The organism is Caulobacter sp. S45 (assembly GCF_009765965.1).
Taxonomy (GTDB): domain Bacteria; phylum Pseudomonadota; class Alphaproteobacteria; order Caulobacterales; family Caulobacteraceae; genus CAHJWH01.
This window is the reverse complement of sequence record NZ_LMUL01000014.1, coordinates 1,982,711-2,003,412: the sequence shown is the minus strand read 5'-3', so window position 1 is coordinate 2,003,412 and position 20,702 is coordinate 1,982,711. Positions and strand designations below refer to the sequence as shown.

The following is a 20,702-nucleotide window of genomic DNA, read 5'->3' as shown; positions in this document are numbered from 1 at the left end:
CCGGTCCCCTCGACCACGTCCTTGCGGAACCGCCGCTTCAGCTCGGTGGCGAGCGCCTCGTCGCCGGCCACCCAGCGGGCCTCCAGCAGCGAGGTGCGGATGGTGTAGTCCTCCCGCGCGAAGCGGATGCACTCGTCCACCGTGCGCGAGGCGTGGCCGACCTTGAAGCCCAGGTCCCACAGCGCATAGAGCAGGCACTGGATCGTCGCCTCGGCGTGGGCGTCGCCCTTGTGGGGGCGCAGGAACAGCAGGTCCACGTCGGAATAGGGCGCCATGGTCCCGCGCCCGTAGCCGCCCACCGCCACCAGCGACAGCGGGTTGGCTCCCTTGCCGGTCGGCTCCGGCAGCACATGGCGGGTGACGAAGTCGTAGAGCGCGGTGATCGCCACGTCGGTGAGCGCGCCCAGCACGCGGGCGGTCTCCAGGCCCCCGCCGCCGGCTTCCAGCCTGGCGCGGGCGGCTGCGCGGCCCTGGTCAAGCGCCTGACGCAGGCGGCGCACGGCCTCCGTGCGGCGATCGTCCAGATCGGGCTGGGCGGCGGCGATGGCGTCCAGGTCCTCGCGCAGCGCCGTCCGGTCGACGAGGGCTTCGCTCTGGAGTGGACGGGCGCGGGGCATGAGGTTTCCTGTTCCCAGCCTTCATCTAGGGTGGCTTGGCGGTTTTGTGAATGCGCCCACAGCGTCGCGTCCCGCGACGTAAGGGACCGCTACCGGGTCATGTTCTTCAAGCGGTACAGCGCCTCTAGCGCTTCGCGGGGACTGAGCGCGTCGGGGTCGATGGCCTCCAGCGCCGTCTCCACCCGCGACGCCTCCACCGGCTCCGGCGGCTTGGTCGCGGCGAACAGCGGCAGATCGTCCAGCCGGGCGGGGGAGTTGGGATCGCGCTCCAGCCGCTCCAGCACCTGGCGGGCGCGGGCGACCACGGGGGCGGGCACGCCGGCCATCTTGGCCACCTGCACGCCGTAGGAGCGGTCGGCCGCACCCTCCACCGCCTCGTGCAGGAACACCAGGTCGCCGTTCCACTCCTTGGCCCGCATGGACAGGTTGCAGCAGGCCTTCAGGCGCTGCTCGAGCCGCGCCAGCTCGTGATAGTGGGTGGCGAACAGGGCTCGGCAGCGGTTGGTGTCGTGCAGGGCCTCGGCGCAGGCCCAGGCGATGGCCAGGCCGTCATAGGTGGCGGTGCCCCGCCCGATCTCGTCCAGCACCACCAGCGAACGCGGCGTCGCCTGGGTCAGGATGGCGGCGGTCTCCACCATCTCGGTCATGAAGGTCGAGCGGCCGCGCGCCAGGTCGTCGCCCGCGCCCACCCGGCTGAACAGCCGGTCCACCACGCCCAGCCGCAGCCGCCTGGCCGGCACGAAGGCCCCGGCCTGGGCCAGCACCGCCAGCAGCGCGTTCTGGCGCAGGAAGGTCGACTTGCCGGCCATGTTCGGACCGGTGACGATGGCCAGCCTCGGGCAGCCGTCGCCGCCCCCATCCAAGCGGCAATCGTTGGGGGTGTAGGGCGCGCCGGTGCGGCGCACGGCGGCCTCGACCACCGGGTGGCGACCGCCCTCGACCTCGAAGGCGGTGCTGTCGTCGATCTCGGGGCGCACCGCCTCGACCTCCACCGCCCATTCCGCCAGCGCGGAAGCCACGTCCAGCACCGCCAGCGCGTCGGCGGCGTCGGCGATCTGGCCGGCGAAGTCGCAGGCCTGGCGGCGCAGCTCGTCGAAGGTCTCCATCTCCATCGCCAGCACGCGTCCGCCCGCCTGGGAAATCCGGGCGTCCAGCTCGGCCAGCTCCGCGGTGGTGAAGCGCACCTGGTTGGCGGTGGTCTGGCGGTGGATGAAGACGGTGTTCAGCGGCGGCTGCATCAGCATCTCCGCCTGCTTGGCGGTGGCGTCGACGAAGTAGCCGAGCACGGCGTTGTGGCGGATGCGGACCTGCACCCCGCTCTCGCCCTGCAGCCGGGTCTCCAGCGCCACGATCACCCGGCGGCTGTCGTCACGAAGCGCGCGGGTCTGGTCCAGTTCCGGGCGATAGCCGGGCGCGATGAAGCCGCCGTCGCGCGCCGACAGGGGCAACTCCATCTCCAACCCATGGCTGAGCGCCTGCAGCAGGGCGGCCAGCGCCGGCTGTTCCGACAGGCCGAGCGCGTCCAGGGCCTTGGCGATCTCGGCGGGCGGGATGGCCAGCGGGCTGCGCAGGGTGGCGAACAGGGCGCAGAGGTCCTGGCCGACGGTCAGCCCGGCCCGGATCGCGCCCAGGTCGCGCGGACCGCCCCGGCCCAGCGCCAGGCGGGACAGGGCGCGGGCCATGTCGGCGGAGCCCTTCAGGGCGTCGCGCACCCGGCCGCGCAGGTTTGCGTCTTCTGTGAAGGCCTGCACAGCGTCCAGGCGCGCGTCGATATAGGTGGGGTCCAGCAGGGGCCGGGCCAGCCGGTCGGCCAGCTTGCGCGCGCCGGCGGCGGTGATGGTGCGGTCGATCACCGACAGGAGGCTCCCCTCGCGCGATCCGCCCTGGGTGCGTTCGAGTTCGAGCGAGGAGCGGGTGGCCGGGTCGATGGCCATGGTGTCGGCAGCTCCGCCTCGGCGAGGCGCGCGCAGGGCGGGCAGCTTGCCGGCCTGGGTGGTCTCCAGGTGGGCGGCGATCAGGCCCAGCGCGATCACCTCGACGGTGGCGAGATCGCCGAAGCCGTCCAGCGTATCCACGCCGTACAGCCGCTTGACCCGCGCCTCGGACGCCGAGGGTTCGGCCAGGGCCGAGGGCATGGGCTGGACCGCGCCGCCGGCGGTCTTCAACGCAGCGGAGGCGGCCTCGTCGGCGAACAGGCGGTCGGCGGCCAGCACCTCGGATGGTCGCAGCGAGGCCAGGGCCGGCCCCAGCGCCGAACGCTCCATCAGCAGGCTCTCGACCTCGCCGGTGGACAGCTCCACGCTGGCCAGCGCCGCCTGGTTTCCACGCACCGCGACGGCCGCCAGCCGGTTGGCCCCGCGCGCGTCGAGCAGCGAGTCCTCGGTCAGGGTGCCGGGCGTCACCACCCGCACCAGGTCGCGCCGCACCACCGCCTTGGAGCCGCGCTTTTTGGCCTCGGCCGGGTCCTCCATCTGCTCGCAGACGGCGACCTTGAAGCCCAGGCGGATCAGCTTGGCTATGTAGGCGTCAGCCGCATGGACCGGGACCCCGGCCATCGGGATGTCCTCGCCGCCATGCTTGCCGCGATAGGTCTGGGCGATGCCGAGCGCGCCGGCCGCCACCTTCGCATCGTCGAAGAACAGCTCGTAGAAGTCCCCCATCCGGAAGAACAGCAGCGCGTCGGGCTGCTTCGCCTTGGATTCCAGATACTGGACCATGACCGGTGTGGCGTCCGCCGCCGGGGTCGGCGGGGGCGGGATGGGAGGGGCTTGCACATTCATCAGGCCTACAGGCTTAGCCAATGCCGCGCTGCGCCGGAAGCCGTGCGGTTGTCGCCGCCGATTTTGCAAATTTGCGAAGGACGGTTCCCTTCGACGGCGATCATGTTCTAGGTTCCCGCCGCCTTCCGGGCCTCCCCGCCCTCGCGCGCCGCATCTCTTCTGGAGCCAGCATGTCCGACGATCGCAAGAGCTTTACCGACGAAGAGGCGCTGGCCTTCCACCAATTCCCCACCCCGGGGAAGATCGCAATCATGGCGACCAAGCCGATGGCGACCCAGCGCGACCTTAGCCTGGCCTATTCGCCCGGTGTGGCCGTGCCGGTGAACGCGATCGCCGCCGACCCGGACCTGGCCTACGAATACACCTCCAAGGGCAACCTGGTGGCGGTGATCTCCAACGGCACCGCCATCCTGGGCCTGGGCGATCTCGGCGCGCTGGCCTCCAAGCCGGTGATGGAGGGGAAGGCTGTGCTGTTCAAGCGCTTCGCCGACGTCGACGCGATCGACATCGAGGTCTCGTCCCGGGATCCGGACGAGATCATCACCGTGGTCAAGAACATCGGCATCAGCTTCGGCGGCATCAACCTCGAGGACATCAAGAGCCCTGAGTGCTTCCGCATCGAGACCGAGCTGCAGGAGCTGCTCGACGTTCCGGTGTTCCACGACGACCAGCATGGCACCGCCATCATCACCGCCGCCGGCCTGATCAACGCCTGCAAGATCACCGGGCGCGAGATGGATACCGTCAAGGTGGTGCTGAACGGTCCCGGCGCGGCGGGCATCGCCACGCTCGAGCTGATCAAGGCCATGGGCGTACGGCCGGAAAACTGCATCGCGGTGGATCGCAAGGGCGTGCTCTACCAGGGCCGCACCGAGGACATGAACCAGTGGAAGTCCGCCCACGCGGTGGACACGCCGCACCGCACCCTGGCCGACGCGCTGAAGGGCGCGGACGTGTTCATCGGCCTGTCCGCCAAGGGCGCGCTGACCGCCGACCTGGTGAAGACCATGGCCGACCAGCCGATCATCTTCGCCATGGCCAACCCCGATCCCGAGATCACCCCGGAAGAGGCCCATGCGGTGCGTAAGGACGCCATCGTCGCCACCGGCCGGTCCGACTATCCCAACCAGGTCAACAACGTCCTGGGCTTTCCCTACATCTTCCGCGGCGCGCTGGACGTGCGGGCGCGGCGGGTGAACCACGAGATGAAGATCGCCTGCGCCAACGCACTGGCTCAGCTCGCCCGCGAGGACGTCCCCGATGAGGTGACCGCCGCCTATGGCCGCCAGCTGCGCTTCGGGCGCGACTACATCATCCCCGCGCCGTTCGATCCGCGCCTGATCTCCTACATCCCGCCGTTCGTGGCCCAGGCGGCCATGGACACCGGCGTCGCCCGCAAGCCGATCGAGGACATGGACGCCTATCGCGCCCAGCTGGCCCAGCGCCTCGACCCCAGCGCCGCCTTCCTGCAGAACATCACCGCCAAGGTGCTGAGCGCGCCCAAGAAGCGCATCGTCTTCGCCGAGGGCGAGGAGACTGCGGTGATCCGCGCCGCCTACGCGTTCCAGCTCCAGGGCCTGGGCCACGCCATCCTGGTCGGGCGCGAGGACACGGTGCGCGAGAACGCCAAGGCCGTGGGCATCGACATCCAGGAAGCCGGCCTGGAGATCGTCAACGCCCGCCTGTCGCACCGCAACGAGGAGTATGTCGAGTTCCTCTACAAGCGGCTGCAGCGTCAGGGCTATCTCAAGCGCGACGTGCAGCGTCTGATCAACCAGGACCGCAACTCCTTCGCCGCCTCGATGGTGGCGCTGGGCCATGCCGACGGCATGGTCACCGGGGTGACGCGGACCTACAATGTTTCGCTGCGCCAGGTGATGCGGGTGATCGACCCGATGCCGGGCGGCCGGGTGGTGGGCCTGTCGGTGCTGCTGGCCAAGGGCCGCACCATCTTCGTGGCCGACACCAGCGTCACCGAGATGCCGGGCAGCGACGAACTGGTCGAGATCGCGGTGGAGGCGGCCGAGGCGGTCAAGCGGCTGGGCCATACCCCGCGCGTGGCCTTCGTCTCCTACTCGACCTTCGGCAATCCCCAGGGCGAGCGCGGCCAGAAGGTCAGCGAGGCGGTGGCGATGATGGACGCCCGTTCCGACATCGACTTCGAATACGAGGGCGAGATGCCGCCGGAAGTGGCGCTCGATCCCGAGAAGCGCGCCAACTACCCGTTCGTGCGCCTGACCGACGACGCCAACATCCTGGTGATGCCGGCGATCCACTCGGCCTCGATCTCCACCAAGCTGGCGCACCTGCTGGGCGGGGTCACGGCGCTGGGCCCGCTGCTGCTGGGCATGGGCAAGCCGGTGCAGATCTGCTCGCTGTCGGCGTCGGTCTCGCAGATCCTGAACATGGCCACCTTCGCCGCCTACGACGTGCGCGAACTGACGGTGGAGAAGTAGGGACTTCTGCGTCCTTCGAGACGCCCCTTCGGGGCTCCTCAGGATGACGGAGCGTGTTGGGTTTCTCCAACCTTCGTCATGCTGAGGAGCGCGGGACGCGCGTCTCGAAGCGCGCAGTCCGTCGGCGGCTACAGCCGCGCCTTCACCTGGGCCACCACCGCCTCGGCGGTGATGCCGAACTCCCGGTACAGCCGCTCGGCGGGCGCGCTGGCGCCGAAGCCGGTCATGCCGACGAAGCCGCCGTCCTGCCCGACATAGCGGTCCCAACCCATGCGCACGCCAGCTTCCACCGCCACGCGCACGGACGTCTTGCCCAGCACGGCGTCGCGATAAGCCTGGTCCTGGACCTCGAACAGCCGCCAGCAGGGGACCGACACCACCCGCGTGGGCACGCCCTCGGCCTGCAGCGTATCGCGGGCGGTGAGCGCCAGGGCCAGTTCGGTGCCGGTGGCGAACAGGGTGGCCTTGGCCTCGCCCACGGCGGGGCGGATCTCGTAGGCGCCGCGCGCGCTCAGGTTCTCCGTCGAGGACGTGATGCGGCAGGCCGCCGTCTTCTGGCGCGACAGGGCCATGACCGAAGGCGTCGTCTCGCTTTCCAGCGCCACGCGCCAGCACTCCGCCGCCTCCACCGCGTCGCCGGGGCGGAACACGTTCAGGTTCGGGATCGCCCGCAGTGCGGCCAGATGCTCGACCGGCTGGTGGGTCGGGCCGTCCTCACCGACGCCAATGGAGTCGTGGGTGCCCACATGGATCACCCGGATGCCCATCAGGGCCGCCAGCCGGATGGCGGGCCGGCTGTAGTCGGTGAACACCAGGAAGGTGCCGCCATAGGGGATCACCCCGCCATGCAGCGCCATGCCGTTCATGGCCGCGCCCATGGCGTGCTCGCGGATGCCGTAGTTGACGTAGGTCCCGCCGTAGTCGGGGGCGTCCAGGATCGCCATGCCCTTGACCAAGGTGTTGTTGGAGCCGGTCAGGTCGGCCGAGCCGCCCACGAGGTCGGGGTTGGCGGGCACGAGTGCTTCCAGCGCCGCGCCGGATGCGGCGCGGGTGGCCAGCGCCGGCGGCGCCTCGATCAGCTTGGCGATATGGGCGTCCAGCCGGGCGAAGGCCTCGGCTGGGAGTTCGCCGGCCATGGCGCGCTCGAACTCGGCCTTCAGCGGCGAGTTGAACAGCCGCGCGCCCCAGCGCTTGCGCACGGTGGCGCCGCGCTTGCCGATCCTGGCCCAGGCCTCGGCTATGGATTCGGGCATCACGAAGGGCGCGTGCGGCCAGCCCAGCTTCTCGCGGGTGGCGGCGATCTCGGCCTTGCCCAGCGCCTTGCCGTGGGTGTCGTGGTGGCCTTCCAGCGTGGCGGAGCCCCTGCCGATCTTGGTCTTGCAGGCGATCAGCACCGGCTTGGGCTGGCGCGTCGCCCAGCGTAGGGCGCGGTCGATCTGGGCGGTGTTGTGCCCGTCGATCCGCCGGGTCATCCAGCCGGCGGCGCGGAAACGCGCCAACTGATCGCCGGTCTCCGACAGGCTCAGCGCCCCGTCGATGGTGATGTCGTTGTCGTCCCACAGCACCGTGAGGCGGTTCAGCTTCAGCCGCCCGGCCAGCGAGATCGCCTCCTGGCTGACGCCCTCCATCAGGTCGCCGTCGCCGCACATGACCCAGGTCCGGTGGTCCACCAGCACGTCGCCGAAGCGCGCGTTCAGGTGGCGCTCGGCCATCGCCATGCCGACGGCGGTGGAGATGCCCTGGCCCAGCGGTCCGGTGGTGGTCTCCACGCCCGGCGTATGGCGGTATTCGGGGTGGCCGGGGGTCAGCGATCCCCACTGCCGGAACCGCTTGATCTCCTCCATGGTCATGCCCGGATAGCCGGTCAGGTGCAGCAGGGCGTAGAGCAGCATCGAGCCGTGGCCGTTGGACAGCACGAAGCGGTCGCGGTCGGCCCAGGTCGGGTCGGTGGGATCGAACTTCAGGTGTCTGGCGAACAGGGCGGTGGCGACGTCGGCCATGCCCATCGGCATGCCGGGGTGGCCGCAGGTGGCGGCCTCGACCGCATCCATGGCCAGGACGCGTATGGCGTTGGCCAGGTCGGCTTCGGTCGCCGGAGAGGGGGTCGGGGTGAGAGTCTCGGCCTCGGACATAGGGCCTCCTGTCGCAAACGGGCTCGCTTTGCGGCAGGCGGACGCGCGGCGCAAGGCGAAGCGGTGCGATCGGGACGCGAGGTCGCGGCTGTAACGCCCCCAAGTCGCGCTTTTGACTCCGCTTCGGCCCATGCCGCGCTTTGGCCCCGCCGCGACGCGGCCTATAGGTGAGTCGCAGGCAAGAGGTGAGGACGCCCAATGCGGGAGCCCGTCGCCCGAGAGGCGAGCGGACCAGATGCGATCGGCGAGGCCGCGCGCCGGTTGGATCGCGCCCTGACGCGCGTAGAGAAGCTGCTGGCCGCGCGCGGGACCGGCGGCGGTTCGGACCTGTTCGATCATGACCGCTCGGCCCTGGCCGCCGAGCTGGACGCCGCCCGCGCCCGCGAGCGCGCCCTGGAAGAGGCAGCGAGCGCCGCATCCGACGCACTGGGCCGCGCAGCGGCCGAGGTGCGGCTGGCGCTGGGCGAGGACGATCCGGAGCTGGACGTGGGCGACGAGGGGGCCGGCTGGGAGGAACCTCGGCGCGAAGATGTGCTTGAAGCTGAGGGGGAGACGGCGGGGGCCGATCATAAGGACGCGGGCGCAGCGGGAGAGGGCGACACCGCCCCCGACGCCGAACCGGACGCGTCCCAGCCGCAGAAGGACGCCGCGTCATGAGCACCGTCAACGTCGAGATCAACGGCCATCCCTTCGCGGTGGGTTGCGAGGATGGGCAGGAGGAACACGTCCACGCCCTGGCCCGGGTGTTCGATCGGCAGGTGCAGGAGGTCTCGCGCACCGTCGGCCGTGTGGGCGACCTGCGGCTGTTCCTGATGGCGGCGCTGATGACGGCGGATGAGCTGGCCGACGTGCGCGCCCGGCTGGCCCATGTGCAGTCCGAGTTAGCGCGGGTGCAGTCCGACCAGGCCCGCTCCGAGGCGCGCGCGGCCCAGGCCCTGGACGCCGCCGCTCTACGCATCGAGGCGCTCGCCGCCAAGGCGGGCTGAACTGACCCTCGAAGACGCCGCAGCCCTGCATCAGGCCGGGCGGCTGGACGAGGCCGAGGCGACTTATCGGCGCCTGCTCGCGGATGGGGCGGACGGTCGGCCGATCGTGCTGCAACTGCTGGCGCTGCTCCACACTCAACAAGGCCGGTCCGAAGACGCCCTGACCGCCTACGACATCCTCGCCGCGGAGGGCGAGATCGGCGCCGACCTGCATCAGGCGCGCGGGGATCGCCTGCAAGGCCTTGGCCGGTTCGAGGCGGCGGTGGAGGCCTATGACGCGGCGCTGGCGCGCGAGCCGGCTCGGGTCGAAGCCCTGAACAACCGCGCCGCCGCCCTGGAGGCGACGGGTCAGTTGGATGCGGCGCTGCAAGGTTTCGACGCCGTGCTCTCGATCCGGCCCGATCACACGCAGGCGCTCTATAATCGCGGCGGCGTGCTGACCGCGCTCGGGCGCTCGACCGAGGCGCTTGAAAGCTACGACCGGGTGCTGGTCCTGCAGCCGGATTTTGCGCCGGCGCATAACAATCGCGCCCTGGCCTTGGCGGCGCTCGGCCGGTTCGAGGAGGCGGTCGTGGGCTACGACGCGGCGCTGTCGCTGGCCGACGACGCCTCGACCTCGAGCAATCGGAGCGCCGCCCTGCGCGCCCTGCGTCGGCTGGACGAAGCGTTGGACAGCGCCCGCCACGCCCTGGCGCTACGACCCGACTTCCCTGACGCCCTGAACGCCGAGGGCTTGGCGCTGGCGGCCATGAACCGTTTCGAAGCGGCGCTGGCCAGTTACGACCGCGCGCTGGTCCTGAAGCCGGACCATCGCGACGCGCTCAACAACGCCGGCGTGACGCTGGCGGCGCTTCGGCGTTTCGATGAGGCCGGGGTGCGCCACGAAGCGGCGCTGGCGCTGGACCCGAGCTTCGCCGAGGCCGAATACAACCTGGGTCTCCTGGGGCTGCGCCTCGGCGATCCGGCCGGTTGGGCGCGGCATGAAGCCCGCTGGAGGCGTGCGGGCCAGCCGGGCCCGACCTATCCCGACGCCCAGCTCTGGCTTGGCGCCGACGACATCGCGGGCTCGACCCTGTTGCTGCACGCCGAGCAGGGCCTGGGCGACACGATCCAGTTCGCCCGCTACGCCTCCCATGTGAGGGCGCGGGGCGCGAAGGTCGTGCTTCAGGTCCAGCCCGCGCTCGAGCGCCTGGTGCGGGGCCTGGACGAGGCGGACGTGGTGGTGGCGGCCGTCGGAGAACCCCTACCGCCTGTAGATCGTCATATCCCGCTGATGAGTCTGCCGCTGGTGTTCGGCGTGGAAGGTGGTGCGCCCTACCTCCAAGCCGATCCCGCGGCGGCGGCGCTCTGGCGCGAGCGTTTGCTGGCCGATCGGCTGCGGGTGGGGCTGGCCTGGGCTGGCAACCCGGCGCACGGGAACGACGCCAACCGCTCCATCGCCCTGAGCGTTCTCGCCCCCTTGCTGGCGAGAGCGGCGACTTTCGTCAGCTTGCAAAGGGACGTCCCTCCGACGGACGTCCCGACGCTGGCCGAGACCGGAATCCGCCCCTTCCCAGCCTCGATCTCGGACTTCGCCGACACCGCCGCCCTGATCGATGCGCTCGACCTGGTGATCACCGTGGACACCTCGGTCGCCCATCTGGCGGCGGCGCTGGGACGGCCGACCTGGGTGCTGCTGCCGCGCTTCCCCGACTGGCGCTGGGGCGAGGCCAGCGACGAGACGCCCTGGTATCCGACCATGCGCCTGTTCCGTCAAAGTGACTTCGGCCAGTGGGGCGACGTCGTCGAGGTGCTCGGCGCCGCGCTCGATCTGGTCATCGCGTCACGCGCCGCTTGAGACCGGGCCGCACAGCGCCTACGTTGATCCTCGGCGGGTCTTGCTGCGGTTCGCGTCGGAGGACTCACATCCCGGGGACCTTAATCGTCTCGATCGGGGGCTGTCCCTGTGTAGGTCCGTGGACCTGCGCACATGGCTCCCACCTGGTTAACCAGGTCCGAGGGGATTGAAATGCCTCCACGGTTCTTCGCGGCGCCGCCACCCTTTTCTCCCAGTTCCGAACCGCCCGGTTCCGGCGCTCCGGCCCTGGACGCCGCCAAGGCGCAGCTTCGGCTCCGAGCCCGCGCGACGCGCCTGGGCCTGAAGGGGGCGGTTCCGGATGCGGCCACCTGGGCCGCAGCCCTGGCGCCGCTCGACATCCTGCTGTCGGCGCGTCCCTGCGTGCTCGCCGTCTACCATCCGGTCGGCGCGGAGCTCGATCCGGGGCCCCTGGCCGCCCGGCTTGGCCTCGAGGGCGCCGTCGTCGCCTCGCCGGTGGTGGTCGCCAGGAACGCGCCGCTGATCTTCCGCCTGCAGACCGACGCCGAGCCGGTTCCCGACGCCCTGGGGATCATGGCGCCGCCGCCCGAGGCGCCCGAGGTGCGGCCGGACGTGGTGATCGTGCCGCTGCTGGCCTTCGACCCGACGGGGGCGAGGCTAGGGCAGGGCGGGGGCTATTACGACCGCACCCTGGCGCAGCTGAGGGCGCAAGGAGCCGTGCTGGCGGTCGGCCTCGCCTACGCCGGCCAGGCGGTCGCGCACATCCCTGTGGACGGCTTCGACCAGAGGCTGGATGGCGTTTTGACCGAAACCGCCTATTTGGACTTCAGCTAGCGCCGCCTCGGCGGCCGCCATCCTCTACGGGAGATCGTTGAACGCATGCGTCTGGCCTTTTTCGGCGACATCATCGGGCGGGCCGGCCGCGAGGGGCTGGCGACGCACCTGCCGGGGTTGCGGCGCAGGCTGGCGCTGGATTTCGTGGTGGTGAACGCCGAGAACGCCGCCGCCGGCTTCGGCATCACCGAGAAGACCGCCAACGACCTGTTCGACGCCGGGGCCGACTGCCTGACGCTGGGCAACCACTCCTGGGACCAGCGCGAGGCCCTGACCTATATCGAGCGCGAGCCGCGCCTGCTGCGCCCGCTGAACTATCCGCGCCTGTCGCACGCGCCGGGCCGGGGCAGTTGGATGTTCGATGCGCCGGGCGGCCGCCGCATCCTGGTGATGAACGTGCTCGGCCGGGTCAACATGGACGCGTTGGACGATCCCTTCTCCGCTGTGGACAAGGAGCTGGAAGCCTGCCCGCTGGGCGTGGCCGCCGACGCCATCATCGTCGACATCCACTGCGAGGCCACCTCGGAGAAGATGGCCATGGGCCACTTCTGCGACGGGCGAGCCAGCCTGGTGGTGGGCACCCACACCCATGTGCCGACCGCCGACGCCCAGGTGCTGCCGGGCGGCACCGCCTACCAGACCGACGCCGGCGCCTGCTGCGACTACGACAGCGTCATCGGCATGAACAAGGAGGAGGCGGTGCGCCGCTTCGCCACCCGCCTGCCCGGCGCGCGCCATCAGCCGGCCTCGGGGCCGCCTACGGTGTGCGGCGTCTATGTCGAGACCGATCCCCGCACGGGGCTGGCCACGCGCGTCGAGCCGATCCGGGTCGGCGGCCGGCTGCACGCCCATGTGCCGGAGCCCGCGTTGGTTCGCGCTTAAGTCTGCTTGGGACCTAGAAGGGTCGCACGGCCCGGCGCTTCACGAACAGTTCGTCGATATCCAGCCGTCCGATCCGCATGTGTTTGAAGCGCGACCGGCCGACGGTGAGCTGGCCCACCGCCAGAACGCCGATGGCCAGGGCCCCGATGGCGACGGCGCCCACCGCCGCTGCGCCCACCAGGGCCAGGGCGTACAGGCCCAGGTTCCCACCCTCGCCCACCGACAGGCCGCGCCGAGGCGACCACTGGATCAGTTCGGGGTTGTCGAGTTGGGGTTCGGTGTCGTCGACGTCCATGGGGCCTCAACGGCGACGCGGCGCGCCGGTTCCGCGCGGGCCTTGCAACGGATGCGGGGTGACGCCGACCTTCCCTAGCGCTAAAGGAGCCGTTTGCGTAGCCGCCTTCCGGCGCGCGGTCAGACATTCAGATATCGAGCATGGCCGGTCACTCCAAGTTCAAGAACATCCAGTTCCGCAAGGGCCGCCAGGACAAGCTCCGCTCCAAGCTGTTCTCCAAGCTGTCGCGCGACATCACCCTGGCCGCCAAGACCGGCCTGCCCGACCCCAAGGACAACGCCCGCCTGCGCCTGGCCATCGTCGCCGCCAAGGCCGAGTCGATGCCCAAGGACAACATCGACCGCGCGATCAAGAAGGCCATGGGCGGCGAGACCGACACCTACGAGGAGATCCGCTACGAGGGCTTTGGTCCCGGCGGCGTTGGCCTGATCGTCGAGGTGCTGACCGACAACCGCAACCGCGCCGCCGCCAATGTGCGCACCATCTTCGGCAAGAACGGCGGGGCCATGGGCGAGACCGGCTCGGTGGCCTTCATGTTCGACCGGGTCGGGCGCATCGTCTATCCGCTCAAGGCCGCCACCGAGGACGCCATGATGGAGGCCGCCATCGAGGCCGGCGCCCAGGACGTGGAATCCGACGAAGAAACCCACACCGTCTACACCGCCTTCGAGGACCTCGGCGCCGTGGTCGAGGCGCTGGACGCCCAGCTCGGCGCCCCCAAGTCCACCGCCCTGGTCTGGCGGCCCAAGTCCGGCACGCCGGTGTCGGGCGACCCAGCCGCCACCCTGCTCAAGCTGTTCGACGCCCTGGACGACGACGACGACGTGCAGATGGTCTTCTCCAACGAGGAGATCGACGAGGCTGAACTCGAGCGTCTTTCCGCCTGATCCGGGGCCGCCTGAGCCGGCTTCACCCCTAACGCCGATCCTTTGGCCGACCGACATCGGCCGCCCATCCAAACCTTGTTGATCCCCACATGACCGACACGCCTCCCGACCGCCTCTGCGCCAACGCCAACAGCCCCTACTTCGACGCCGCGATCATGGAGCGGGGCGTCGGCATACGTTTCAAGGGCCAGGAAAAGACCAACGTTGAAGAGTATTGCGTCAGTGAAGGCTGGGTCCGGCTGACGGTGGGCACCACCCTGAACCGCAAGGGCGAGCCCATGACCATCAAGCTGCAGGGCGAGGTCGAACCCTACTTCCGGACCCCGGCGGAATAAGGCCGCAGCGCCTGTCGCAAAGGCGTCGCACGGCTGCGATTGCCGAGCCGGCCCAAGCCGGCTAGACGCCACCTGGATTGATCCGCACACGCGTAGCTGGAAGGGGGACGAGCCATGCCTGCGCTGCACCCCATGTTGGCCGCCCGACGGCCCTGGCGCTTCATCCCCAGCGTTTGGGACGCCGTCATCTTCGCGCTGCTGATCGGCGGCTTCGTGTTGATCGCGCTCGGCGGTCGCGAGACGCTTCAGCCCCTGGCGCATAGTCCCAAGATCAGTCTCGATCCCTGGGCGCTGCCCGACTATGCGCTGCGCACCACTTTGCGGATGCTGGCCGCCATGGCCTGTTCGGTGGTGTTCACCTTCGTCTATGGCGCCCTGGCGGTGAAGAGCCGGCGGGCCGAGATGGTGCTGATCCCGCTGCTGGACATCCTGCAGTCGGTGCCGGTGATCGGCTTCCTTTCCTTCACCACCGCCTTCTTCCTTGGATTGTTTCCAGGCCAGATTCTGGGCGCGGAGTTCGCCTCCATCTTCGCCATCTTCACAAGCCAAGCCTGGAACATGACCTTCAGCTTCTACCAGTCGCTGAAGACCGTGCCGCGCGATCTCAGCGACGTATCCGACTCGCTCAGGCTCGGCGCCTGGCGTCGGTTCTGGGTGCTGGAGGTTCCGTTCGCGGCCCCGGGTCTGATCTGGAACGCCATGATGTCCATGTCCGGCGCGTGGTTCTTCGTGGTGATCTGCGAGTTCGTGACCGTCGGCAATGTTTCCATCACCCTGCCCGGTATCGGCTCCTATGTCGGTTTGGCGATCGAACAGAAGAACCTCGGCGCCATCGGTTGGGCCATTGTCGCTATGGGCTTGGTGATCCTCGCCTACGACCAGCTCTTGTTCCGGCCTCTGGTGGCCTGGTCGGAAAAGTTCACGGTGGAGCTCTCGGCTCGGCAGACGGCTCCCCCGCAATCGTGGTTGCTGAACTTTGTCCAACGCGCGCAGCTCGCCCGTCGCGTGTGGATGCCCTTCGCCAAGATGGCGGGGTCTGTGACCCGCGTACATATCCTCGCGCCGCCACCGCCCCGGCAGTTTGTCCGGGCTTGGTCGAGCAAGTGGGCCGACGGGGTATGGTTCGCCCTGATCGCGGGCTTCGGGCTCTACGCCGCGTGGCGGGCGATCGCCTACATCGGTGGCGAGGTGGGACCGATGGAGGTGCTGGGCGTGGTGGGCCTTGGCGTTCTGACCCTGCTTCGCGTCCTGATCCTTACCGTGCTCGCCAGCGTGGTCTGGGTGCCGATCGGCGTGATGATCGGCCTTCGCCCCAAGTGGACTGAGGCGATCCAGCCGATCGCCCAGTTCATGGCGGCGTTCCCCAACAACCTGTTCTTCCCACTGGCTGCGGTCGTCATCGTTCGCTTCCACCTGGCGCCGGACATCTGGCTGTCGCCGCTGATGATCCTGGGCACCCAGTGGTATATCCTGTTCAACGTCATCGCCGGGGCTGCCGCCTTCCCCAACGACCTGCGTGAGGCGTCGGCGAGTTTTGGCGTCCGAGGTTGGAGCTGGTGGCGCAAGGTGATGTTGCCGGGCGTGTTTCCGCACTTCGTCACGGGAGCCATCACCGCCAGCGGCGGCGCTTGGAATGCTTCCATCGTCGCCGAGGTGGTGAACTGGGGACACACCCACCTTGTCGCGCATGGCCTGGGCGCCTTCATCGGCGACGCCACTACACGCGGCGACTTTCCGCGCGTGGTGCTGGGGGTCGCGGTGATGAGCGTATTTGTGGTGTTCTTCAACCGGCTGCTGTGGCGGCCATTGTTCGGCTACGCCTCGCGCCGCCTGCGGATGGACTAGGAGAGCGACCATGGTCGACGCCACCCTCGACACGCCTCCAGCCGTCGAAGCCGACACCCTGCTGCATATCCAGCACGTGCGCCAAGCCTATCCCAAGGGTTCGGGCGCCGACCTGCTGGTGCTGGACGACATCAACCTGGACCTACACTCCAACGAGATCCTCGGCCTGCTGGGCCGTTCGGGGTCTGGCAAGTCGTCCCTGCTGCGTATCATCGCCGGACTGGCGCGGCCGGTATCGGGCGACGTGCGCTGGCGGGGCAAGCCGCTGACCGGGCCCAGCGACGGCATCGCCATGGTGTTCCAGAGCTTTGCACTGTTCCCCTGGCTGACCGTGCTGGAGAACGTGGAGATCGGGCTGGAGCCGCTCGGCGTACCCGCCGCCGAGCGCCGTTCGCGCTCCATCGCCGCCATCGACCTGATCGGGCTGGACGGTTACGAGAGCGCCTATCCCAAGGAGTTGTCGGGCGGCATGCGCCAGCGGGTGGGCTTCGCCCGCGCCCTGGTGGTGCATCCCGAACTGCTGCTGATGGACGAGCCATTCTCGGCGCTCGATGTGCTGACCGCCGAGACCCTGCGCACCGATCTGGTCGAGCTGTGGCACGAGAAGAAGCTGCCGTTGTCCTCGATCCTGCTGGTCACCCACAACATCGAGGAAGCGGTGCTGATGTGCGACCGCATCATCATCTTCGCCTCCAATCCCGGCCGCATCGCCCACGAGATCAAGATCGCCCTGCCGCACCCGCGCGACCGCACCACGCCGGTGTTCCGCCAGGTGGTGGACGACATCTACGGGCGCATGACCAACCCGCTCGACCCCAAGCTGATGGCCGAGCAGCCCACCCCCGACGTGGCCGACAGCGCCGGCGTGCGCTGGGGCCTGGACAGCATCTCCACCAACCTGCTGGCCGGCTTCATGGAGGCCTTGGCCCGTCCGCCGTTCAACGGCCGCGCTGACCTGCCCCAGCTGGGTGAAGACCTGCAGATGGAGATCGACGAACTGTTTCCCATCGCCGAGTCGCTGCAGTTGCTCCGCTTCGCCGAGGTGGCGCACGGCGACATCCAGCTCAACGACGCCGGCCGCATGTTCGTCGAGGGCGAGTCCGACGTGCGCAAGCGCCTGTTCGGCCAGCAGCTGCTGGCCCATGTGCCGATCGTGGCCCTGATCCGCCGGGTGCTGGACGAGCGGCCGAGCCACAAGGCCCCCTACCGCCGCTTCTCCGAGGAGCTGGAGGATGTGATGTCGGAGGAATACGCAGACGATACGCTCGACGCCGCCATCAATTGGGGTCGCTACGCCGAGCTGTTCGCCTACGACGAACAGTCCCAGACCTTCAGCCTGGAAGATCCGGAATAGCCCCGTTGCGGCCCGTTCCCACGCGGGCTAAGCGCAGTCCATGACATCCGTGAACACCGTCGAGCTCGCCAAGGCCCTGGTCCGCAAGCCTTCGGTGACGCCGGCCGACGCCGGGGCCATGGATGTGCTGCAGGCGGCGCTGGAGGGGCTGGGCTTCCGCTGCCGCCGGCTGCGGTTCGGCGAGATCGAGAACCTCTACGCCCGTCGCGGGGACCGCAGCCCCAACTTCTGCTTCGCCGGCCATACCGACGTGGTGCCGGTGGGCGACGCGACCGCCTGGCGCGAGCAACCCTTCGGCGCCCAGGTGGTGGACGGGGTGCTGCACGGGCGCGGCGTGGTCGACATGAAGGGCGCGGTGGCGGCTTTCGTTGCGGCGACCTCCCAGGTGGTGGCCGAGGGCGAGCCCCCCGGTTCGATCTCGCTGCTGATCACCGGCGACGAGGAGGGCCCCGGCCACGACGGCACGCGCCGGGTGGTCGAGCTGTTGCAGGCCGAGGGCGAGCGTATCGACCATTGCCTGGTGGGCGAGCCGACCTCATCCGCCCAGCTCGGCGACATGATCAAGGTCGGCCGTCGGGGCAGCCTGAACGCGGTGATCATGGTCGAGGGCGTGCAGGGCCACGTCGCCTATCCCGACCGCGCCGCCAATCCGGTCCCGGTGCTGGTCGAGCTGCTGCATCGGCTGGGCGCGCGCCAGCTGGACCAAGGCTATCCCGAGTTCCAGCCCTCCAACCTGGAAGTCACCGACCTGGAGGTCGGCAACCCCACCCACAACGTCATTCCCGCCCGCGCCAAGGCCCGGCTGAACATCCGCTTCAATCCGACCTGGAAGGGCGCGGACCTGATCGCCTGGATCGAGGCCGAAGCCGCCAAGGTGGCCGAGGGCTTCCGCGGTAGCGTCGCGGTGGACGCCCGCGCCACCGGCGAGGCCTTCTACACCGCGCTCGGCCCTTTCACCGACCTGATCGCCGCCGCCGTTCGGCAGGCCGTCGGCCGCACGCCGGAGCTGTCCACCTCGGGCGGCACATCGGACGCCCGCTTCATCCGCGACCTGTGTCCGGTGATCGAGTTCGGCCTGGTCGGCCGCACCATGCACATGGTCGACGAGCGCGCGCCTGTGGCCGAACTCCAGGCGTTGGAACAGATCTACGCGGGTATCCTGCGGCTCTATTTCGAGCGTTTCTGTGCACGCTGAACCGCCGTTGAGGGCGGGCTCAGATATCGTCCGGGTCGCACGCGGCCTCGGCCGGCTGCTGCGCTTCGACGCCCGCTGGGTCGAGGGGTTCGACTTCTCGATGCGCGGCTTCCTACAGTCGTTCTACGGGCCGCTGCTGGCGATGCCGTTCTACGTCTTCTACATCGCCATGGTGCAGTCGACCCAGGCGTCGGGGCGCGGGCTGTCGGCCCTGGTGCTGGGAGTGGCGGCGGGCGAGCATCTGCTGGACGCGTTCGGCTACATCCTGATCATCGCCGTGATCTCGCGGCCGCTGCGGGTGGGCGCGGGGTTTTCCGCATTCGCCACCGTGGTCAACTGGAGTTCGCTGTTCCTCAACGCGCCGCTGGCTGTCGCCTCGCTGCTGCTGATGGGCGGTCAGGACGGGCTGGAGGGGTTCGGTCTGTTTGGTCTGCTGCTGGTCTGCCTGTCGGTCTATGTGATCTGGCGCGCGGCGCGCGAGACCCTGACCCGCGAGATCGCCCCCTTGGCCCTGGTGGTGGTGCTGGCGGTGGCCTGGAGCACCGTGGTGGATCAGGTGGTGGGCTGGGCGACCGCCGGGCTGTAGTCGACCCCGGTCAGATACAGGCCCTGCGACGCCGCCACCTGGCCACAGGCGCGGCGGTCGCGGGCGGCCAGCGCCTCGGCGACCCGCTCCACCGCCCACCGGCCCGAGCCGACCTCGACCAGGCTGCCGGCCATCGAGCGGACCTGGCGATGCAGGAAGGAGCGCGCGGCGAAGGTCAGATGCACCTCGGCCCCGACCCGCGCGACCTCGGCCACGTCCAGAGTCTTCACCGGCGAGCGGCTTTGGCAGTGCATGTCGCGGAAGGTGGTGAAGTCGTGCGTGCCCACCAGCGCTTGAGCCGCCGCGTGCATGGCCTCCACGTCCAGTGGCGTCTTCACCGACCAGACCCGCGCCCGCTCCAGCGCCGGCGGGCTCTTGCGATCCAGGATGCGGTACAGGTAGCGCCGCCCGGTCGCCGAGAAGCGGGCGTGGAATTCGTCGCTGACCTGCTCGGCCTTCAGCACCGAGACCGGCTCGGGCACGAGGTGGGCGTTGATGGCGTCGCGCACTACGTCGGTGCGCCACTCGCGCGTCAGATCGAAGTGGATCACCTGGCCGGTGGCGTGAACCCCGGTGTCGGTACGCCCCGCCACGTGCACCCGGGCCGCTTCGCCGGTGAAGCCGGCGATGGCGCGCTCCAGCGCCCCCTGCACCGACGGGCAGTCGTCCTGTAGCTGGAAGCCCTTGTAGGGGCCGCCGTCGTACTCGATGGTCAGCTTGTAGCGGGGCATGGCGTCAGCCCAGCACCGTTCCCGCGGGCAGGGCCAGCCCGCGCAGGAACACATCGGCGGGCTGCGCGCCCTTGCCCTCGCGTTGCAGCCTGCTCAGGCGCACCGCGCCCTCTCCGCAGGCCACGACCAGGCCGGTTTCCGGCGTCCCGTCCAGAACTTCGCCCGGCGCGCCCGACCCGCCGTGCGGACGGGAGAGCAGGGCCTTGACCCGCACCGTGCCCGACGGCGAGGGCGCCTCGAACCAGCCGCCGGGGAAGGGCGACAGGCCACGGACGTGCTGGTCCAGTTCGCTCGCCGGGCGCGACCAGTCGATGCGGGCCTCCGCCGGCTTGATCTTCTTGGCGTAGGTGACGCCCTCGACCGCCTGGGGCGTCTCGACCGCGCCGCCACGGGCGATGGCCGACAAGGCCACGGGCAGCAGGGCGGCTCCAGCGATCGCCAGCTTGTCGTTCAGGCTGGCGGCGGTGTCGTCGGGGCCGATGGCGACGGTGGCGGACAGCAGCACCGGGCCTTCGTCCAGACCCTCGCTCATGCGCATGACCTGCACCCCGGTCGCGGCGTCGCCGGCCATGATCGCCCGCTGGATCGGTGCGGCGCCTCGCCAGCGCGGCAGCAGCGAGGCGTGCAGGTTGAAGCAGCCCAGCCGCGGGGCGTCGAGCACCTCGCGCAGCAGGATCTGGCCGTAGGCGACGACGATGGCCGCATCCAGCTCCAGCGCCTGGAAGCCGGCGATGGCGTCGGGCGCCTTCATCGAGACGGGTGTGCGCACCTCCAGGCCCAAGCCTTCGGCGAAGGCGTGGACCGGGGAGGGCTGCAAGGTCTGGCCCCGTCCGCGCGGTTTGGGCGGCTGAGTGTAGACGGCGGCGATCTCGTGGCCTGAGGTGACCAGTTCGGCCAGGGCGCGGACGGAGAATTCGGGGGTGCCGAGGAAGGCGAGGCGCATGGGCGGTGCTTAGAGCATTTTGCGCTGC

General features: G+C 69.9%; 18 protein-coding genes and 1 other RNA gene. 13 read left to right on the top strand and 6 right to left on the bottom strand.

The window, feature by feature from the left end; genetic code table 11:
* The coding region (locus GSQ87_RS16355; RefSeq protein ID WP_174241455.1) for a nucleotidyltransferase domain-containing protein at positions 1-617 on the bottom strand (617 nt) is incomplete at its 3' end.
* Between the two features lie 89 nt (positions 618-706).
* Positions 707-3,397, bottom strand: a complete 2,691-nt coding sequence (gene mutS, locus GSQ87_RS16350; RefSeq protein ID WP_158916395.1) for a DNA mismatch repair protein MutS — start codon at positions 3,395-3,397, stop codon at positions 707-709.
* Between the two features lie 170 nt (positions 3,398-3,567).
* Here mutS and GSQ87_RS16345 point away from each other — a divergent pair, with 170 nt between their 5' ends.
* Positions 3,568-5,853: an NADP-dependent malic enzyme gene (locus GSQ87_RS16345; RefSeq protein WP_158916394.1), complete on the top strand. Its 2,286-nt coding sequence runs from the start codon at positions 3,568-3,570 to the stop codon at positions 5,851-5,853.
* A 128-nt stretch (positions 5,854-5,981) separates the two neighbouring features.
* Here GSQ87_RS16345 and tkt read toward each other — a convergent pair whose 3' ends face one another.
* Entirely contained in the window at positions 5,982-7,985 is a 2,004-nt protein-coding gene (tkt, locus tag GSQ87_RS16340; protein ID WP_158916393.1) for a transketolase, read from the bottom strand.
* 198 nt (positions 7,986-8,183) lie between these two features.
* On the opposite strand from tkt, the gene GSQ87_RS16335 reads away from it, so the two are divergent.
* The 6 genes from GSQ87_RS16335 (at position 8,184) to GSQ87_RS16310 (ending at position 12,503) form a co-directional block, all read left to right on the top strand.
* Positions 8,184-8,642 (top strand): DUF4164 family protein, encoded by a 459-nt coding sequence (locus GSQ87_RS16335; RefSeq protein WP_158916392.1) that lies wholly within the window; start codon positions 8,184-8,186, stop codon positions 8,640-8,642.
* Positions 8,639-8,971: a cell division protein ZapA gene (locus tag GSQ87_RS16330; protein ID WP_158916391.1), complete on the top strand. Its 333-nt coding sequence runs from the start codon at positions 8,639-8,641 to the stop codon at positions 8,969-8,971. Before GSQ87_RS16335 ends, GSQ87_RS16330 begins: the two co-directional genes overlap by 4 nt.
* Positions 8,972-9,077: 106 nt before the next feature.
* The gene (locus GSQ87_RS16325; RefSeq protein WP_158916390.1) at positions 9,078-10,808 is read left to right on the top strand and encodes a tetratricopeptide repeat protein; all 1,731 of its coding nucleotides are present in this window, start codon (positions 9,078-9,080) and stop codon (positions 10,806-10,808) included.
* A 37-nt stretch (positions 10,809-10,845) separates the two neighbouring features.
* Positions 10,846-11,008: non-coding RNA, 6S RNA (ssrS, locus tag GSQ87_RS16320), on the top strand.
* 46 nt (positions 11,009-11,054) lie between these two features.
* Positions 11,055-11,621 carry a 5-formyltetrahydrofolate cyclo-ligase gene (locus GSQ87_RS16315; RefSeq protein WP_158917800.1) on the top strand — a complete coding sequence of 189 codons (567 nt, stop codon included), beginning with the start codon at positions 11,055-11,057 and terminating at the stop codon, positions 11,619-11,621.
* Between the two features lie 45 nt (positions 11,622-11,666).
* Positions 11,667-12,503, top strand: a complete 837-nt coding sequence (locus GSQ87_RS16310) for a YmdB family metallophosphoesterase (RefSeq protein WP_371416679.1) — start codon at positions 11,667-11,669, stop codon at positions 12,501-12,503.
* Between the two features lie 13 nt (positions 12,504-12,516).
* Here GSQ87_RS16310 and GSQ87_RS16305 read toward each other — a convergent pair whose 3' ends face one another.
* Positions 12,517-12,798, bottom strand: coding sequence for a hypothetical protein (locus tag GSQ87_RS16305; RefSeq protein WP_216839358.1), 282 nt, complete (start codon positions 12,796-12,798; stop codon positions 12,517-12,519).
* Positions 12,799-12,938: 140 nt separating this feature from the next.
* Here GSQ87_RS16305 and GSQ87_RS16300 point away from each other — a divergent pair, with 140 nt between their 5' ends.
* From GSQ87_RS16300 to GSQ87_RS16275, 6 genes are all read left to right on the top strand, one after another.
* Entirely contained in the window at positions 12,939-13,685 is a 747-nt protein-coding gene (locus tag GSQ87_RS16300) for a YebC/PmpR family DNA-binding transcriptional regulator (protein ID WP_158916389.1), read from the top strand.
* An 89-nt stretch (positions 13,686-13,774) separates the two neighbouring features.
* Positions 13,775-14,020, top strand: a complete 246-nt coding sequence (locus tag GSQ87_RS16295) for a DUF3297 family protein (protein ID WP_158916388.1) — start codon at positions 13,775-13,777, stop codon at positions 14,018-14,020.
* A 114-nt stretch (positions 14,021-14,134) separates the two neighbouring features.
* The gene (locus GSQ87_RS16290; protein ID WP_158916387.1) at positions 14,135-15,865 is read left to right on the top strand and encodes an ABC transporter permease subunit; all 1,731 of its coding nucleotides are present in this window, start codon (positions 14,135-14,137) and stop codon (positions 15,863-15,865) included.
* Between the two features lie 10 nt (positions 15,866-15,875).
* A complete protein-coding gene (locus tag GSQ87_RS16285; RefSeq protein WP_158916386.1) occupies positions 15,876-17,219 on the top strand; it encodes an AAA-associated domain-containing protein in 1,344 nt (447 codons plus the stop codon).
* Positions 17,220-17,259: 40 nt separating this feature from the next.
* Entirely contained in the window at positions 17,260-18,414 is a 1,155-nt protein-coding gene (gene dapE / locus GSQ87_RS16280; protein WP_158916385.1) for a succinyl-diaminopimelate desuccinylase, read from the top strand.
* Positions 18,404-19,000 carry a hypothetical protein gene (locus tag GSQ87_RS16275; RefSeq protein ID WP_158916384.1) on the top strand — a complete coding sequence of 199 codons (597 nt, stop codon included), beginning with the start codon at positions 18,404-18,406 and terminating at the stop codon, positions 18,998-19,000. The genes dapE and GSQ87_RS16275 overlap by 11 nt, the downstream gene beginning before the upstream one ends.
* Here the strand turns inward: GSQ87_RS16275 and truA are convergent.
* Both truA and fmt read right to left on the bottom strand, forming a co-directional pair.
* Entirely contained in the window at positions 18,967-19,731 is a 765-nt protein-coding gene (truA, locus tag GSQ87_RS16270; protein ID WP_158916383.1) for a tRNA pseudouridine(38-40) synthase TruA, read from the bottom strand. The genes GSQ87_RS16275 and truA overlap by 34 nt on opposite strands.
* A gap of 4 nt (positions 19,732-19,735) precedes the next feature.
* Positions 19,736-20,674 carry a methionyl-tRNA formyltransferase gene (gene fmt, locus GSQ87_RS16265; RefSeq protein ID WP_158916382.1) on the bottom strand — a complete coding sequence of 313 codons (939 nt, stop codon included), beginning with the start codon at positions 20,672-20,674 and terminating at the stop codon, positions 19,736-19,738.
* Positions 20,675-20,702: the final 28 nt, after the last annotated feature.